At 64.4% G+C, this 14869-nt stretch carries 17 protein-coding genes; 6 read left to right on the forward strand and 11 right to left on the reverse strand.

Annotated elements, in window-relative coordinates:
• Positions 1-95 precede the first annotated feature (95 nt).
• The 8 genes from nadD to ACTX90_RS09805 all read right to left on the reverse strand — a co-directional run bounded on the left by nadD (position 96) and on the right by ACTX90_RS09805 (position 8991).
• Positions 96-656, reverse strand: a complete 561-nt coding sequence (nadD, locus tag ACTX90_RS09770; protein WP_047120755.1) for a nicotinate-nucleotide adenylyltransferase — start codon at positions 654-656, stop codon at positions 96-98.
• Between the two features lie 47 nt (positions 657-703).
• Positions 704-916 (reverse strand): hypothetical protein, encoded by a 213-nt coding sequence (locus tag ACTX90_RS09775; RefSeq protein ID WP_047119270.1) that lies wholly within the window; start codon positions 914-916, stop codon positions 704-706.
• 116 nt (positions 917-1032) lie between these two features.
• Positions 1033-2304: a glutamate-5-semialdehyde dehydrogenase gene (locus ACTX90_RS09780; RefSeq protein ID WP_047119271.1), complete on the reverse strand. Its 1272-nt coding sequence runs from the start codon at positions 2302-2304 to the stop codon at positions 1033-1035.
• A 23-nt stretch (positions 2305-2327) separates the two neighbouring features.
• On the reverse strand, positions 2328-3464 hold the full coding sequence (proB, locus tag ACTX90_RS09785; protein WP_443442014.1) for a glutamate 5-kinase: 1137 nt from the start codon (positions 3462-3464) through the stop codon (positions 2328-2330).
• Positions 3461-5044: a GTPase ObgE gene (gene obgE / locus ACTX90_RS09790; RefSeq protein ID WP_113606344.1), complete on the reverse strand. Its 1584-nt coding sequence runs from the start codon at positions 5042-5044 to the stop codon at positions 3461-3463. Before obgE ends, proB begins: the two co-directional genes overlap by 4 nt.
• A gap of 125 nt (positions 5045-5169) precedes the next feature.
• Positions 5170-5424: a 50S ribosomal protein L27 gene (gene rpmA, locus ACTX90_RS09795; RefSeq protein WP_022875303.1), complete on the reverse strand. Its 255-nt coding sequence runs from the start codon at positions 5422-5424 to the stop codon at positions 5170-5172.
• 46 nt (positions 5425-5470) lie between these two features.
• Positions 5471-5779 (reverse strand): 50S ribosomal protein L21, encoded by a 309-nt coding sequence (gene rplU / locus ACTX90_RS09800; RefSeq protein WP_047119274.1) that lies wholly within the window; start codon positions 5777-5779, stop codon positions 5471-5473.
• A 227-nt stretch (positions 5780-6006) separates the two neighbouring features.
• The gene (locus ACTX90_RS09805; RefSeq protein WP_443442015.1) at positions 6007-8991 is read right to left on the reverse strand and encodes an Rne/Rng family ribonuclease; all 2985 of its coding nucleotides are present in this window, start codon (positions 8989-8991) and stop codon (positions 6007-6009) included.
• A gap of 492 nt (positions 8992-9483) precedes the next feature.
• On the opposite strand from ACTX90_RS09805, the gene ACTX90_RS09810 reads away from it, so the two are divergent.
• The 4 genes from ACTX90_RS09810 to ACTX90_RS09825 all read left to right on the forward strand — a co-directional run bounded on the left by ACTX90_RS09810 (position 9484) and on the right by ACTX90_RS09825 (position 12717).
• Positions 9484-10107: a vitamin K epoxide reductase family protein gene (locus ACTX90_RS09810; RefSeq protein ID WP_053798246.1), complete on the forward strand. Its 624-nt coding sequence runs from the start codon at positions 9484-9486 to the stop codon at positions 10105-10107.
• Between the two features lie 2 nt (positions 10108-10109).
• The gene (locus tag ACTX90_RS09815) at positions 10110-10511 is read left to right on the forward strand and encodes a ribosomal maturation YjgA family protein (protein ID WP_443442016.1); all 402 of its coding nucleotides are present in this window, start codon (positions 10110-10112) and stop codon (positions 10509-10511) included.
• Between the two features lie 145 nt (positions 10512-10656).
• Positions 10657-11247 carry a GNAT family N-acetyltransferase gene (locus tag ACTX90_RS09820; protein WP_443442017.1) on the forward strand — a complete coding sequence of 197 codons (591 nt, stop codon included), beginning with the start codon at positions 10657-10659 and terminating at the stop codon, positions 11245-11247.
• A 135-nt stretch (positions 11248-11382) separates the two neighbouring features.
• Positions 11383-12717, forward strand: coding sequence for an AI-2E family transporter (locus ACTX90_RS09825; protein WP_443442018.1), 1335 nt, complete (start codon positions 11383-11385; stop codon positions 12715-12717).
• Between the two features lie 99 nt (positions 12718-12816).
• Here the strand turns inward: ACTX90_RS09825 and ACTX90_RS09830 are convergent, their stop codons facing one another.
• Positions 12817-12942 (reverse strand): hypothetical protein, encoded by a 126-nt coding sequence (locus tag ACTX90_RS09830; protein ID WP_443442019.1) that lies wholly within the window; start codon positions 12940-12942, stop codon positions 12817-12819.
• 11 nt (positions 12943-12953) lie between these two features.
• On the opposite strand from ACTX90_RS09830, the gene ACTX90_RS09835 reads away from it, so the two are divergent.
• A complete protein-coding gene (locus tag ACTX90_RS09835) occupies positions 12954-13379 on the forward strand; it encodes a GNAT family N-acetyltransferase (RefSeq protein ID WP_443444012.1) in 426 nt (141 codons plus the stop codon).
• Between the two features lie 304 nt (positions 13380-13683).
• Positions 13684-13905, forward strand: a complete 222-nt coding sequence (locus tag ACTX90_RS09840; protein WP_181728007.1) for a type II toxin-antitoxin system Phd/YefM family antitoxin — start codon at positions 13684-13686, stop codon at positions 13903-13905.
• A 65-nt stretch (positions 13906-13970) separates the two neighbouring features.
• Here the strand turns inward: ACTX90_RS09840 and ndk are convergent, their stop codons facing one another.
• Positions 13971-14387 (reverse strand): nucleoside-diphosphate kinase, encoded by a 417-nt coding sequence (gene ndk, locus ACTX90_RS09845; protein ID WP_047119281.1) that lies wholly within the window; start codon positions 14385-14387, stop codon positions 13971-13973.
• Positions 14388-14435: 48 nt separating this feature from the next.
• A complete protein-coding gene (locus ACTX90_RS09850; RefSeq protein ID WP_443442020.1) occupies positions 14436-14867 on the reverse strand; it encodes a DUF4233 domain-containing protein in 432 nt (143 codons plus the stop codon).
• Between the last annotated feature and the right edge of the window lie 2 nt (positions 14868-14869).

Below are 14869 nucleotides of genomic sequence, written 5' to 3' on the forward strand. Positions count from 1 at the left end.
CTGCGAGTTATCGCTCATCTGGTGCTACTCCCGACCGCATAGACAAATACCGTCACCTTAATCGATTATGCCGTGTATTACGGCTCAATGTGAGGTTACGACTCGGTATAGAGCCCATATTTTGCAATGTACTGCACCACACCATCGGGTACCAGGTACCAGACGGGCTTGTCCTCGGCGACGCGTTCGCGGCAGTCGGTGGAGGAAATCGCCAGTGCAGGAATCTCCAGCTGGGAGACGTTGTCCCGGCCCAAATCGGAAATCACGTACCCCGGACGGCTAACGCCTACGAAATGCGCGAGGTCCCAGACCTGGTCGATGTCCCGCCAGCTCATGATCTGGCTCATGGCGTCGGCACCGGTGATGAAGAACAGCTCGGCGTCGGGGCGCTGGGCGCGCAGGTCGAGCAGCGTATCACGGGTGTAGGTGGCGCCCTCGCGGTCGATATCCACGCGGCTGACGGTGAAGCGCGGGTTCGACGCCGTGGCGATGACGGTCATCAGGTACCGGTGCTCGGCATCGGTGACGCTGCGGTCGGCCTTCTGCCAAGGTTCGCCCGTAGGCACGAAAACCACTTCGTCCAGGTCGTATTCCGCGGCGACCTCGCTCGCGGCAACCAGGTGGCCGTTGTGAATGGGGTCAAAAGTACCGCCCATCACGCCGAGGCGCAATGGGCGGTTCTTGACTTGTTCGTCCGCCAAGATCAGTGGTGCTCAGCGTGGGTCTTGAACTGACGGTGCTCGTCGAAATCGTCAGGCTTGATTTCGTGGCGCAGGCCTACGTTGGTGTACGAAACAGTGACCAGCAGCAACAGCATAAATGCCAGGAAGATGCCGCCGCCAATGATCAGGGCCCAGGTATGCGAATCCAACCCAGTGGTGCTTGCGGCTGCGGAAGCCATAATCAGCGCGTTCAAGATATTTCTCCAGTTGTTTTCCTCGTTGCCTGCCGCGTCGGGGACTAGCCCCGGGCAGTGGCCCGAAAGGTCACGGTAACGTTCTTCTACATGGTACCGAATTAGGCGGTCAGAAACTATTTACGGACATGTCCGTCGCCTTGGACGATCCACTTGGTCGTGGTCAGTTCGGCCAGTCCCATGGGTCCCCGGGCGTGCATCTTCTGGGTGGAGATGCCAACTTCGGCGCCCAGGCCAAGCTGGCCGCCATCGGTGAAGCGGGTCGATGCGTTGACGATGACCGCGGCGGAGTCGATTTCAGCGATGAAGCGCTCTGAATTGCGCAGCGAGGAGGTGATGATCGCCTCGGTGTGGCCGGTGGAGTAGGCGCGGATGTGCTCCAGCGCCTGGTCCATGTCGTCCACCACCTTCACCGCGATGTCAAGGTCGAGGTACTCGTTGGCCCAGTCGTCCTCCCCCGCCTGCACCGTGGCAATCTCCGGCACCAGCTGGGCGGCGCGTTCCTCGGCGTGCAGGGTGACCCCGGCGGCCGACAAGGCCTGCAGCACGCCGGCGGCGGCCGCGGCATTCTGGTGGATCAACAGGGTTTCCACGGTATTGCAGACGCTCGGACGCTGGGTCTTGGCATTGAGCAGGATGTCGGTGGCCATTTCCAGGTCGGCGCTCTCATCCAGGTAGATGTGCACGTTGCCCTCGCCGGTTTCGATGACCGGCACCTTGGCGGTGGTCACCACGCGCTGGATCAGCTCGCGCCCGCCGCGCGGGATGAGCACGTCGATCTTGCCGCGGGCCCCCATCATGGCGTCGGCGCCTTCGCGGCCGTATTCGTCCACGGAGATGACCAGGTCGCGGGGCAGCGACACGGATTCCAGGGCGTCGCGGATGAAGCCGACCAGCGCCAGGTTGGAGTTCAGGGCAGCCGAGCCGCCGCGCAGCAAGACCGCGTTGCCGCTCTTCAGCGACAAACCGGCGATGTCCACGGTGACGTTGGGACGGGCTTCGTAGATGGTGCCGATGACTCCCATGGGCACGTTGACCTGGCGCATGCGCAGGCCGTTGGGCAGGGTTTCGCCGCGCACGACGCGGCCCACCGGATCGGGCAGGCCGGCCAGTTCGTGCAGGGCGGAGATCAGCGAATCGATGCGCGGAGCATCCAGCTTCAGGCGGTCCAGCATCGCCGCCGAGGTCCCGTTGGCCTTGCCGGCCTGAAGGTCCTTGGCATTCGCGGCGATGATCCCTGCGCGGTTGGCGTCGATGGACGCCGCAATGGCGCGCAGGGCCTTGTCCTTCCAGTCGCGGTTGGCGCGGGCCAGCACGCGCGAGGCGCGGCGGGCCCGGTCGGCCAGCTTGTGGACGGCTGCATCGGTCTCGGAAACGGTGAGGGTCATGCACCCATTGTAGGTTCCGGAACCTAGATCAGCGTCAAGTCATCGACATGTACTACCGGTTTTTCGTAACCTTCGCCGAGGTCGGCCAGCAGCGTGGAGGTGGAGCGGCCGAACATTGCCGGCAGTTCCAGCGCGGCGTAGTTCACCAGGCCGCGGGCCACCACGGTTCCTGAGGCGTCGCAGATCTCCACCGCGTCCCCGGCTTCGAAGTCCCCGGTAGCCGAGGTGATGCCTGCGGCCAGCAGCGACTTCTCGCCGCTGCGGATGGCGCGCACGGCGCCGGCATCCAGCATCAGCCGGCCGTGGGCCACCGCGAGGTGGGCCAGCCAGACGTCGCGGGCCGAGCGGCGGGTGTTGCGCGCGGCGAACCAGGTTCCCACGTCCTCGCCGGCCAGCGCGCGGGCGGCGTTGGCGGTGGAGGTGACCAGGGCCGGGATACCGGCCGAAGCGCTGAGCGTGGCGGCCTGCACCTTGGTGATCATGCCTCCGGTGCCCACCGAGGAACCCGAGGTGCCCAGGTCGATGGCGCTGATCTCGTCCGGGTGGCCGACCAGCGGAATGCGGCTGCCGCCCTGGGCGGGATGCGCATCGTAGACGGAGTCCACGTCGGAGAACAGCAGCAGCGCATCGGCCTTGACCAGGTGGGCCACCAGCGAGGCCAGGCGGTCGTTGTCGCCGAAGCGGATCTCGTGGGTGGCGACCGTGTCGTTCTCGTTGACGATCGGCAGCACCCCGAGGTTCAGCAGCCGCACCAGCGCGCGCAGCGCATTGGTGTAGGTGGTGCGGCGCATCAGGTCATCGGCCGTGAGCAGCACCTGGGCGACGGTGATCCCCTGCTGCGCGAACTGCGCGGTGTACTGCGCCAGCAGCAGGCCCTGCCCCACCGAGGCGGCCGCCTGCTGGGTGGCCAGGTCCTTGGGGCGCTTGGCCAGCGCCAGCGGAGCCAGGCCGGCGGCGATGGCGCCCGAGGACACCAGCACCACCTCGGTGCCCGCGGCCACCGTGCGCGAGAGCGTATCCACCAGGAAGTCGAGCCGCTCCTGGGAGATGCCGCCTTCCACGGTGGTCAGCGAGCTGGAGCCCACCTTGACGACCAGGCGCTTGGCCTGGGGCAGCTGGGCGCGGGAGGACACCGCGGAGAGGGTCTTGGTGGTGTTCACTGGTCTTCCTGGGCGCGCTGCTTGGCCTTGCGCTCAGCGGCCTTCGCATGCACGGACTCGGTCCAGATGCCTGCGCGGCGCTCTGCCTCCAGCTCGTCGCGGGCAGCGGCCTTGGCCGCCTTGCGGTCCTCGTGCTCGGCGCGCTTCTCCTCGCGGGTCTTGCGGGCGCCGCGGTCCTCCAGGCGCACGTCCTCGCCGCGGCGGCTGCCCAGCAGCTCCGCGCCGGCGGCCATGGTCGGCTCCCAGTCGAAGACCACGGAGTTCTCCTCCACGCCGATGACCACCGCGTCGCCCGGCTTGGCGCCGGCCTTGAACAGCTGGGTCTCCACGCCGAGCTTGGCCAGGCGGTCGGCCAGGTAGCCGACGGCCTCGTCGTTGCGGAAGTCGGTCTGCATGATCCAGCGCTCCGGCTTCTCGCCGATGACGCGCCACAATGGTTCGAGGTTCTGCTCTTCGCGGCGGATGTAGAATTCCCGCTTGTTGACAGAGCGCGGGCGGATCACCGGCACCTCGACCACAGGGGTTTCCACGACACGCGAGGCGCGGGCCTCCTCCACCAGCTTGGCCATCGCGAAGGACAAATCGCGCAGGCCGTCGCGGGCCAGCGCGGAGATCTCGAAGACCTGGTAGCCGCGGCTCTCCAGCTCCGGGCGCACGAAGTCGGCCATGTCCTTGCCGTCCGGCATGTCGACCTTGTTCAGCGCCACCAGCTTGGGGCGCTCGACCAGCGGGACGATGGTGCCGTCGGTGCCGGCGAAGGTGGAGTCGGCCTCGTAGCTGGCCAGCTCGGCTTCGATGGTCTCCAGATCGGTGATCGGGTCGCGGTCGGATTCCAGCGAGGCGCAGTCCAGCACGTGCACGATGGCCGCGCAACGCTCGACGTGGCGCAGGAACTCGTGGCCCAGGCCCTTGCCCTCGGAGGCGCCAGGGATCAGGCCCGGCACGTCGGCCACGGTGAAGCGGACCTCGCCGGCCTGCACGACGCCCAGGTTCGGCACCAGAGTGGTGAACGGGTAGTCGGCGATCTTAGGGCGCGCGGCGGAAACCGCGGCGATCAGCGAGGACTTGCCGGCCGAAGGATAGCCCACCAGCGCGATGTCGGCCACGGACTTGAGCTCCATGACGACGTCCTGCTCCTGACCGGGAATACCCAGCAGCGCGAAGCCCGGGGCCTTGCGCTTGTCGGAGGCGATGGCGGCGTTGCCCAGCCCGCCCTGGCCGCCGGCGGCGGCGAGGAATTCATCGCCCACGTTAACCAGGTCGGCGAGGATGTCGCCGTCGCGGGTCTTGATGACGGTGCCTGCAGGCACACCCAGGATCAGGTCCTGGCCCTGCTTGCCCGGGCGCAGGCCGCCCTTGCCCGGCTCGCCGTTGCCGGCCTTGCGGTGCGGCAGGTGGTGGAAGTCAAGCAGCGTGGTGACCTGCGGGTCGACACGCAGGATGATGTCGCCGCCGTTGCCGCCGTTGCCGCCGTCGGGGCCGCCCAGCGGCTTGAACTTCTCACGCTTGATGGACACACAACCGTGACCACCGTTGCCTGCGGTGGCATGAAGGGTAACGCGATCAACGAATGCAGCCACGGGGCCATCTACTCCTAGAAAAGGGGTGCGAACTTCTGCTCGCTTAAAAGTCTATCTACGCACGCAAGGGGCGGACCGGAATCGGCCCACCCCTTGTGTACTAAAAATGCTGTTGCGTGCCTGAGTTAGGCAGCAGCCACAATGTTCACCACGCGGCGACCACGACGGGTGCCGAACTCGACTGCACCGGCAGCCAAAGCGAACAGGGTGTCGTCCTTGCCGCGGCCTACGCCGGCGCCTGGGTGGAAGTGGGTGCCACGCTGGCGAACGATGATTTCGCCTGCCTTGACTTCCTGACCACCGAAGCGCTTTACGCCCAGGTACTGTGCGTTGGAATCGCGACCGTTGCGAGTGGAACTCGCACCTTTCTTATGTGCCATGATTTAGCCTCTTTCGCTACAAAAAATGGATAGTACGAGCGCCTAATTAGGCGATCGAGGTGACCTTGACCTTGGTCAGAGCAGCGCGGAAACCCTGGCGCTTCTTGTAACCGGTCTTGTTCTTGTACTTCTGGATAACGATCTTCTGACCGCGGAGGTTTTCAACGACCTCGGCGGTGACCTTGACCTTAGCCAGGTCGGCAGCGGCGGAAGTTACCTTCTCGCCGTCCACCAGCAGCAAGGCAGGAAGCTCAATGGAGCTACCTGGGGCAGCCTGAAGACGGTCAACGGTGATCAGGTCTCCAACGGAAACCTTTTCCTGGTGGCCGCCTGCGCGGACAATTGCGTACACCACGTGGGTACTCACTTCTACTCGACGTTTATTGTCTTACCGGCGCAGAGATCAACCCGCAAACCTTGTTCAGGTCCGTTACGCAGGGATCTCATGCGCTTGTGCCTTGACGCCGAGCGGACCAAAAGTCCGTGATCTTGGCGTTTAGCACCGATCAACTAGATTACGCTAGTCCACGCCACTGGGGCAAATACAAACTGCCCCAGTGGGTGAACCGTGACCAAGTTCATCTATTTCAGTTCGCGAACCGGAACTCCGACACCGAACATGACCGGAGCACCGGCCGGTTCGGCAGGTTTTTCAGCCCGTGAACTGGCGGTATCCATCTGGACTACCGAACCGGTAGCAGCGGATACCTCGACCACTTCCACCGCCGCGTTCGCATCGCCCTGGACCGAGGTGGCCCGACGGCTGCGTCGCTTTGGTTTGGTGGAACTCTGTGGGGCCGCCGAAGCGGCGGCGGCAGGCGCAGCAGGTGCTGCGGTCTGCTCGGCAACGGGGGCCTGGGAAGCCGGCAGGGCCAGGCCGGTCAGGACCGGCTGCTCCCCCGCGGAGGCCTCCTGCGGACGCGAGGCGCGGCGCGAACGGCTGCGGGCAGGCTTCGAGGAAACCTGTTCCGCTGCGTTCTCCGGCTCGGCGGCAGCCTGCTGCTCTTCGGCCTGGGGCTCGGCCCCCTGCTGCTCGTCCTGGCCGCGGTTGCGGCCGCGGGAACGGGAGCGGCGCCGTGGCTTGCGCCCGGAGTCGGACTGCTCGCCCTGTCCTTCGCCTTCCGGCAGCGCTGCTTCCAGCGATTCCAGGGTGAGGGACGAGTCGGCGGAGCCGGTCTCGACGTGCTTCGGCATCGGAACCTCGTCGTCGCCGATCTTCACGGCGTGCTCGGCCGGGTGATCCAGGTGCGAGGCCGCGGCGATGTTGGCCAGGGCATGGCGCGTGGCTTCGGTCTTCTCCTCGACGACCTCGGTGTGCTCCTGCTCTACCGGCTTGCTCTCGTCCTTGTCCCCGCCGCGGCGGCGGCGGTTGCGCGAAGGCTTCTCGGCGTACTTCTTCGAATGGCTCTCGCCATGCGAGTTGAAGGACTTGCGGGATTCAACAGGCTCCTCGTGGGTGATGACACCCGCGCCGGCGCAGTGCTCGCACTCCTCGCCGAAGACTTCCAGCAGGCCGGTGCCCATGCGCTTGCGCGTCATCTGCACCAGGCCCAGGCTGGTCACCTCGGCCACCTGGTGCTTGGTGCGGTCGCGGCCCAGGCACTCGACCAGTCGGCGCAGCACCAGGTCGCGGTTCGATTCAAGGACCATGTCGATGAAGTCGATGACGATGATGCCGCCGATGTCGCGCAGGCGCAGCTGGCGCACGACTTCCTCGGCCGCTTCCAGGTTGTTCTTGGTGACGGTCTCTTCGAGGTTGCCGCCCGAACCGGTGAACTTGCCGGTGTTCACGTCGATCACCGTCATGGCTTCGGTTCGGTCGATGACCAGCGAGCCACCCGAAGGCAGGAAGACCTTGCGGTCCAGCGCCTTGGCGATCTGCTCGTCCACGCGGTAGTTGGCGAAGATGTCCTCGTCCTGCTCCCACTTCTCCAGGCGGCCCATCAGATCCGGCGCCACGTACATGACGTAGGCCTCGATGGTGTCCCAGGCCTGCTCGCCGGAGACGATCAGCTTGGTGAAGTCCTCGTTGAAGACGTCACGGACGACCTTGATGGTCAGATCGGGCTCGGAGTACAGCAGCTCAGGGGCCAGGGTCTTGGTCGAGGTCGACTGCTCCTCGATGCCTTCCCACTGGGCGCGCAGGCGGTTGATGTCATTGGTCAGCTCCTCTTCCGAGGCGCCTTCCGCTGCGGTGCGCACGATCACGCCGGCGTTCTCCGGCAGGTGGTCCTTCAGGATCTTCTTCAGGCGCTGGCGCTCGACGTCGGGCAGCTTGCGGGAGATGCCGGTCATGGATCCGCCCGGCACGTACACCAGGTAGCGGCCCGGCAGGGAGACCTGGCTGGTCAGGCGGGCGCCCTTGTGGCCCACCGGGTCCTTGGTGACCTGCACCAGGACCGAGTCGCCGGCCTTCAGGGCGTTCTCGATGCGGCGCGGCTGGCCTTCGAGGCCTGCCACGTCCCAGTTGACCTCGCCGGCGTACAGCACGGCGTTGCGCCCGCGTCCGATGTCCACGAAGGCGGCCTCCATGGACGGCAGCACGTTCTGCACCTTGCCCAGGTAGACGTTGCCGATCAGCGAATCCTGCTGGGTCTTGGACACGAAGTGCTCGGCGAGCACGCCGTCTTCCAGCACGCCGATCTGGATGCGGTCCTCGCGCTGGCGCACAATCATCTTGCGCTCAACCGACTCGCGGCGCGCCAGGAACTCGGCCTCGGTGATCACCTGGCGGCGGCGGCCGGTCTCGCGGGATTCGCGGCGGCGCTGGCGCTTGGCTTCCAGGCGGGTGGAACCGCGCACCGAGGCGACCTTGTTGTTCACGCTGGCGTGGCTTTCGATGCCGGCGCGCGGGGCGCGGACACGGGTGACGGTGTTCGGCGGATCGTCCTGCGAGCCGCCTTCGAGTTCCAGGTCCACGTCTCCGCGGCGGCGGCGACGACGGCGGCGCGAGGTGACGTCTTCGCCCTCGGACTGCTCCTCGGCTTCAGGGCGCGGCGTGGTGCGGGTCTTCTTCGCGACGGCCTGGGCCAGCACCGAGTGGGCCGATTCAGGGATCGCAAACGGGTTCATGATCATGGTGTTGCCGTGCTCGGCCAGCAACGCGCCGGTGCGGTCTTCGGGCTCGGCGTGCGCCTCGGCCTCGATGGCTGCTTGGGCGATGGCCTCGACGGTTTCCAGCGAAGCTGTCGGTGCGGCCGCCTCGACGGTTTCGGCGGCCGAATCCTGCGGCTGCTCGGAAGCGGCGGCCTCGGCTGCCTGCTGCTTGGCGGCCTGCTCGTTCACTGCCTCGTCGGCGGCTGCGCTGCGCGCGCTCTGGGCGCGGCGGTCGGCCTGGCGGCTGGCGCGCTTGCTGGAGTCAGGGGTGGACACCTGGGTGCGGCGGGTGGCCCGCCAGCGGTACTGGGTATCCTCGACGCCGGCAGCGGCGTTCAGCTCTGCCAAGGTCATGGCACGGCGCAAAGGACGGGCCGGAGTGGTGGACACCTGGGTGCGGCGGGCGCGCGTCGAACGATTGCCTCGCTTGTTTCCCTGCGCCCCACCCTTTCGCTGATTTGATGCGCTCATTTAATTTCGCGTACTCCTACTAATGTCCAACGTCGGCATCCTCCACAGACGGCGCCTTGGCTGAATCTACAATCATGACGTGCGGCTCGGCCTTCTTCTATGAGTCGGCCGGACGCAAAAGCTCTATATATTCCGCAGCTATCCACGCCGCGGGTCCGGTTTACCGATCCCGACGCAGCAACTGCGGCTCAACGCGGCCCTTTCAAACCAGCTGCTTTCCTTTGCAGCCCTTCGATCCGCGGTATTCCCTCGGGAGGCGCACATATTGGGCACTCAACCGAAGCGATGCATCGCCTGACGATCTGTCGTTTCGAAAGTCTCTCGTTGGGTTGAAAGCAGACTGTGGATCCGCGAACAACCATTCCCATTCTCTCATATTTCGTTCACATCGCGTTCACGGGCACATATCCGTTGCACAGAAAATCTTTCTAGGATAAGAACGCACACGGCGGAGACATCCGCTTTCCTAGGAACATATGGAATAGTCAAAGCATGGTTTCATCACTTGAAAATCAACAGGCCCCGGGCGTGTTGCCCTGGTGGGCGAGGGATCGCGGGTTCGGCCTGTTCACCATCATCACCGGCTTCATCGCTTGGGTCGCGGCCGGAATCCTGGTTCTGGAGCGGATCGAACTCTACAAGAATCCCGACTACGTCACCAGCTGCGACGTCAATCCATGGATTTCCTGCGGCACGGTCATGAAGACCGAGCAGGCCGGCATCTTCGGGTTCCCCAACCCGTTCTTCGGCATCGTCTGCTTCGCCGTCGTGGTGACCATCGGCTTCACGCTGCTGGCAGGGGCCACCAAGCTGCAGCGCTGGTTCTGGATCTGCTTCCAGCTGGGCATCACCGCGGCGTTGGGCCTGGTCATCTGGTTCTGGTACCAGGCACTGTACGAAATCAACGCCCTGTGCCTCTACTGCATGGTCGTGTGGACCATGGTCATCCCGCTCTTTGTCTTCACCACCGGACGCAACGTGCTCAACGGCGTGATCCCCGCCGGCGAAGGAGTCAAAAAGCTGTTCCGCGAATGGAGCTGGATCATCACCGCCATCCTGTGGCTGCTGGTCGCCGCGACCGTCATCCTGCGTTTCCCGAACGCCTTCTTCGGATAAGCATGGGCAGTGTTTCCGCACGCCGACTGACCTTGGGGATCATCGCCATCGCGATGGTCCCCGTTGGTTTAGGCGCAAGATACCTGGCCGACGGGCTGGCCGCAGACCTCTCCGGCGGGGTGCTGTGCGCAGCATTGTTCTACGTGTTGCTCGCCTTCATCTTCGTCAGGCGTTCCCCGTGGCTACCAGCCTCCCTGGCTTTCCTGTGGTGCTTCGGGATCGAATTCCTGCAGCTCACCGGCCTGCCAGCGCTGATGGCTTCCATGCTCCCGGCAGCCCATCTGGTGTTCGGCTCCGGATTCGCTGCGCTGGATCTCGCGGCCTATGCGCTGGGGATCCTGCTGTCCGCAGCGCTGGATTTCTGGCTGGGCAAACACTCGAAGTCCGTGCCCAAGCCCCGGTGAGCGACTCCGGCGTGTCCGCCGCATCCCACCGAAGCAATTCTTTGGCTTAACTCCTAGCCAAACCAGCTTTTCCGTTGCGTATACGTTGATCCAGCCGCAGCTCGTTTCCAGGAACGTGAAATACGCAACAGGGTAGATTGGATGCATGGCCAGTGACATATGGAACACAGAGAACGCCCAGGACTACGGAATCAATCTGCTGATTTCGGAGCACATCCGACTGCGCGAACTGCAGGACGATGACCTGCCAATCCTGACCCAGTGGTGGAACAGCCCGGAGTTCATGGCGTTGCAGGGCAACCTGGTGCTCCCGCATCCGGGAACCGAAGCCGCCGAGCTCTTCAAGGGCCGCAGCCTGAACCGGGGAACCACCGACGGGGTGGGCTTGTGCATCACGCTGCCCGACGACACCCTGATCGGCCACACGGCGCTGTACAACTACAACGCCCCGGCCCGCTCGGCCGAGCTGATGATCATGATCGGCGGCTCCAACGTGGGCCAGGGCTACGGCACCATGGCAACCAAGATGATTATCGATTTCGGCTTCCGCGAAATGGGGCTTAACCGCATCGGACTGAGCGTCTGGGCCTACAATGAGCGTGCGCTGCGCACCTTCAACCGGGCAGGATTCCGCGAAGAAGGACGCGAACGCCAGGCTGGCTTCCATGATGGCCAGTTCCACGATCGGATCATCATGGGCCTGCTGGCCAGCGAATACTTCGGAACGCGCTCCTAGCCCCGATCATCCACCCAGAGCACGAGCAAGTCATCACTGAGCTGGCAAAAGATCATCCTCACGGTGTTGATCAACCAGCTATTCATTTCGCTAGCCTATTGTTGGAGCTATCACAAACGGCATAGAGGAGCGAGTATGAGTTTGTTTCGCAGGGCGAAACCCTCGACGAATGAGAGGGCGCCAAAGGTGAAGGCCGACGCGGCGTTGGGCTTGAGCGCCGAGCAGCCGCCGGAATTCACCGTCAGCGGGCTGTGGACCGACCTGCTTGGACGCATGGGAATCCGAAGCGCGCAGATCCTGGTTGTCGGCGCGTTGGCCGGGTTCATCATCGTCGGCATGCTCAGGCTCACCACGATCGTCATCCCGACATTGCTGGCAATCATCATCGCCTGCGCGTTGTGGCCACTGGTTGTCAAGCTGCGCAAGGTCTTCAACGCCTTGCTTTCGGCGTGGATCGTTTTCCTCGGCTCCCTGCTCGTGCTCGGTGGCATCGGCACCGGGTTGGTGTTCTCCGTAACCAACGAATGGTCGACGCTCGTCGACAAGGCGGTCCAGGGCTTCAACCAGCTCAACGAGATTGTCCAGAAAATGCTGGTCGACATTCCGTTCACCATCGACCAGGAGCAGATCGACAAGGCAGTCCAAACCGTCACCGGATTCCTGACCAGTTCCCAGTTCGGCACCGGGGCGCTGAATACGATCAGCGCCGCCGGCAGCTTCATCACCGGGCTGATCCTGCTGCTGGTCATCCTGTTCTTCTTCTTGAAGGACGGCGACCGCATTTGGGCCTTCGCGGTCTCCTGGACCCCGAAGCACTACCGCAACAAGTGGATCCTGTCCGGCGACCGCGCGCTGCACACCTTCGGCGGCTACATCCGCGGCACCTCGATCGTGGCGGCAGTCGACTCGATCGGCATCACCGCCACCTTGCTGGTCCTGCAGGTTCCGCTGGCCATCCCGCTGGGTGTCATCGTCTTCCTGGGTTCCTTCGTGCCGATGGTCGGCGCGACGGTAGCAGGCGTGCTGGCCACCCTTGTCGCCCTCGTCACCAACGGGCCGGTGGTTGCCCTGATCGTGCTGGCCGCGGTCATCATCGTGAACCAGCTGGAAGGCAACTTCCTGCAGCCGGTCGTCATGGCCAACGCCCTGAGCCTGCATGCGCTGGTCGTCTTAATGGCGCTGACCGCCGGCACCGTGCTGGCCGGCATCATCGGAGCGGTACTCGCCGTGCCCCTGACGGCCGCTGCATGGGCCGTGATCAAGGTCTGGACAGGACGCGAGAAGAAGGATCCAGCGGTCGAGGCGAAACAGGACATCCTCGCGGAGGTCGCGCTCGATGAGGAGGAATCCGCACTCGAACGCCTCGACGCCAAGGAGAAGGCCGCCAAGGAGCGGGCGCCTCAGGACAAGGCGGAAGCAGCCAAGCCTGCTCATCCGGCCTCCGACGAGGTGAAGGACGCCGCCGAGTAGTTCGATACCGCGCACTGCCCGCTATGTACGTCCAAGGGGTCCAGCTTCCATCACCCGGAAGCTGGACTCCTTGTTTTCAGCCGCTTGCGCCATAGCCTGCTACACACCCGTGAAAGGGAAACCGAACACCGCATGGAACCGCTCAGAGAACACCTGTTGCTCAATGGCGGCCGCCTCGCAGTGCGCAGCTTCACCCTGCAGGACATCGATGCCGTGCATGCCCATGCCCGGATCCGCTGGTCTGCCGGTACGTCGACTGGGGCCCGAACTCCCGACCCGACACCGAGGCGTTCATCAACGAGGCCATGGCCTCCGCCGCCGACGCGTTGAACCTTGCGGTGACGCTGGACAACGAGGCCATCGGCGCTGGCGCGGTATGGACCGCGAGCGGGCAGCATGCATGCGGAGAACTGGGCTACGCCATGAACAGCACGTGCTGGGGCCGGGGGTACGCAACTGTCGTGGCGGGATTCCTGCTCGACCTTGGTTTCAGCGACCTAGGACTGCAGCGCATCGAGGCCACCTGCGCGCCGGAGAACACCGCCTCGCGCAGGGTGCTTGAAAAATCCGGGTTCAGCTACGAGGGGCTTTTGCGAGCCCACAAGCGCACGGCAACCGGTCGCCGCGACTCGCTGCTCTTCGCCAGGCTCGCCACGGACTAGTCCCATCGGTTCACGCTGCGTCAGGGGCAGCGTCCTGCGGATCTTGGAAACCTTGCCACCGTGGCGGAATCGATACCGCCAGCGGCAATCCACGGATTCATCAATTCGTCTCACAAAATAATGCTGAAGATTGTATTGCCCGATGTTTGTGTGTTTAATGTGACTCATGTGAATTACCTGGAGTGGTGCAGAGAACATACTCCCCGGACGGCCACTTGGCCGTTTAGTACCGTGGCCTCCATCCACGGTGCAGGCATCGCCCCATCCTCGACGCTTTGAGCACATGACACCAGGAGGAATCTGCATGCTGAATTTCAGCTATGAAGAAGCCCTACAGAATTTTCCGCACCTGCTGGACAACGTGGTGACCGGCCATGAGGTCATCACCGTCCAAGGTGCTAACCATGAATCGGTGGTCCTGATCTCCAAGGACGACTTCGATTCGATCAGCACCGGCGGCCTCCCGGCCCCCACGCTGGCAGCCCCTCCTCCCGGAACCAACAACAACCTCGATGGCTGGTTGTAGGCATCCCCTTTATACAAGCAATCCCAGGGACCCCGATGGGTCCCTGGGATTGCGTGTTTCATCGGCTAGTTGCCGAACCAGATGCCGATCTCGCGTGCTGCAGACTCTTCCGAGTCCGAGCCGTGAACCAGATTCTGCTGGACCTTCAGGCCCCAGTCGCGGCCCAGGTCGCCGCGGATGGTGCCCGGAGCGGCGGTGGTCGGGTCGGTGGTGCCAGCCAGCGAACGGAAGCCGGTGATCACGTTGTGGCCTTCGGCCACAATCGCGACAACCGGGCCGGAGAGCATGAACTCTACCAGCGGCTCGTAGAACGGCTTGCCTTCGTGCTCGGCGTAGTGCTGGGCCAGCACTTCGCGGGTCGCGGTGACCTGCTTCAGCTCGGCGATGGTGTAGCCCTTGGCTTCGATGCGGGCGATGATCTGGCCGGTCAAGCCGCGCTTGACGCCATCCGGCTTGACCAGGATCAGGGTACGTTCAGTCATGTGACTACCTCTTCGTATCGGTGGTTGAAACTTCGTGGTCGAACGGGCCTAGGCCTGTTCGGGGTGGGCCTTGTCCCAGGCTTCCTGGGCGGCGGCGCGCTGGGTGTTCTCGCGGTCCATGCTTTCGCCCTTGGACAGCGCGTACCACCAGCACAGGGTGAACGCGCTGGCCAGGTAGAACATGTCCACCAAGATGAAACCGCTGAGGAAGAACACCACCTGCAGGGCCCAGCCGATGATGAAACCGATCTTCTTGGTCAGCAGCGCGCAGGTCATGATGCACAGCACCGCGACCGCGGCGCCCAGGCTGAGGATCACCGCCGGCTCGCCGCGCTTGAGCCCGAAGGCCGCCAGCGTGACGAATACCGCCAGCAGGGCCTCGCAGACCAGCACGGTGGAGGCGAACATCGTTTTAACCGAGCGCTGCTTTTTCTGCATGCCCGGGCGCCACTCGCGCTGGGCGCGGGTCAGCTTGGCCATGA

Origin of the sequence: Glutamicibacter soli (assembly GCF_052322135.1) — a bacterium.
Taxonomy (GTDB): Bacteria; Actinomycetota; Actinomycetes; order Actinomycetales; family Micrococcaceae; genus Glutamicibacter; species Glutamicibacter soli.

Bases quoted from the DNA above. Each gene is read 5' to 3' on its own strand.
- ACTX90_RS09805 (WP_443442015.1), bottom strand. From the start codon at position 8,991: ATGAGCGCATCAAATCAGCGAAAGGGTGGGGCGCAGGGAAACAAGCGA.
- ACTX90_RS09830 (WP_443442019.1), bottom strand. From the start codon at position 12,942: ATGGGCATGCACGGCATCGATGTCCTGCAGGGTGAAGCTGCGCACTGC.
- ACTX90_RS09825 (WP_443442018.1), top strand. From the start codon at position 11,383: ATGAGTTTGTTTCGCAGGGCGAAACCCTCGACGAATGAGAGGGCGCCA.
- nadD (WP_047120755.1), bottom strand. From the start codon at position 656: ATGGGCGGTACTTTTGACCCCATTCACAACGGCCACCTGGTTGCCGCG.
- ACTX90_RS09810 (WP_053798246.1), top strand. From the start codon at position 9,484: ATGGTTTCATCACTTGAAAATCAACAGGCCCCGGGCGTGTTGCCCTGG.
- ACTX90_RS09815 (WP_443442016.1), top strand. From the start codon at position 10,110: ATGGGCAGTGTTTCCGCACGCCGACTGACCTTGGGGATCATCGCCATC.
- rpmA (WP_022875303.1), bottom strand. From the start codon at position 5,424: ATGGCACATAAGAAAGGTGCGAGTTCCACTCGCAACGGTCGCGATTCC.
- ndk (WP_047119281.1), bottom strand. From the start codon at position 14,387: ATGACTGAACGTACCCTGATCCTGGTCAAGCCGGATGGCGTCAAGCGC.
- ACTX90_RS09820 (WP_443442017.1), top strand. From the start codon at position 10,657: ATGGCCAGTGACATATGGAACACAGAGAACGCCCAGGACTACGGAATC.
- ACTX90_RS09850 (WP_443442020.1), bottom strand. From the start codon at position 14,867: ATGGCCAAGCTGACCCGCGCCCAGCGCGAGTGGCGCCCGGGCATGCAG.
- ACTX90_RS09780 (WP_047119271.1), bottom strand. From the start codon at position 2,304: ATGACCCTCACCGTTTCCGAGACCGATGCAGCCGTCCACAAGCTGGCC.
- ACTX90_RS09840 (WP_181728007.1), top strand. From the start codon at position 13,684: ATGCTGAATTTCAGCTATGAAGAAGCCCTACAGAATTTTCCGCACCTG.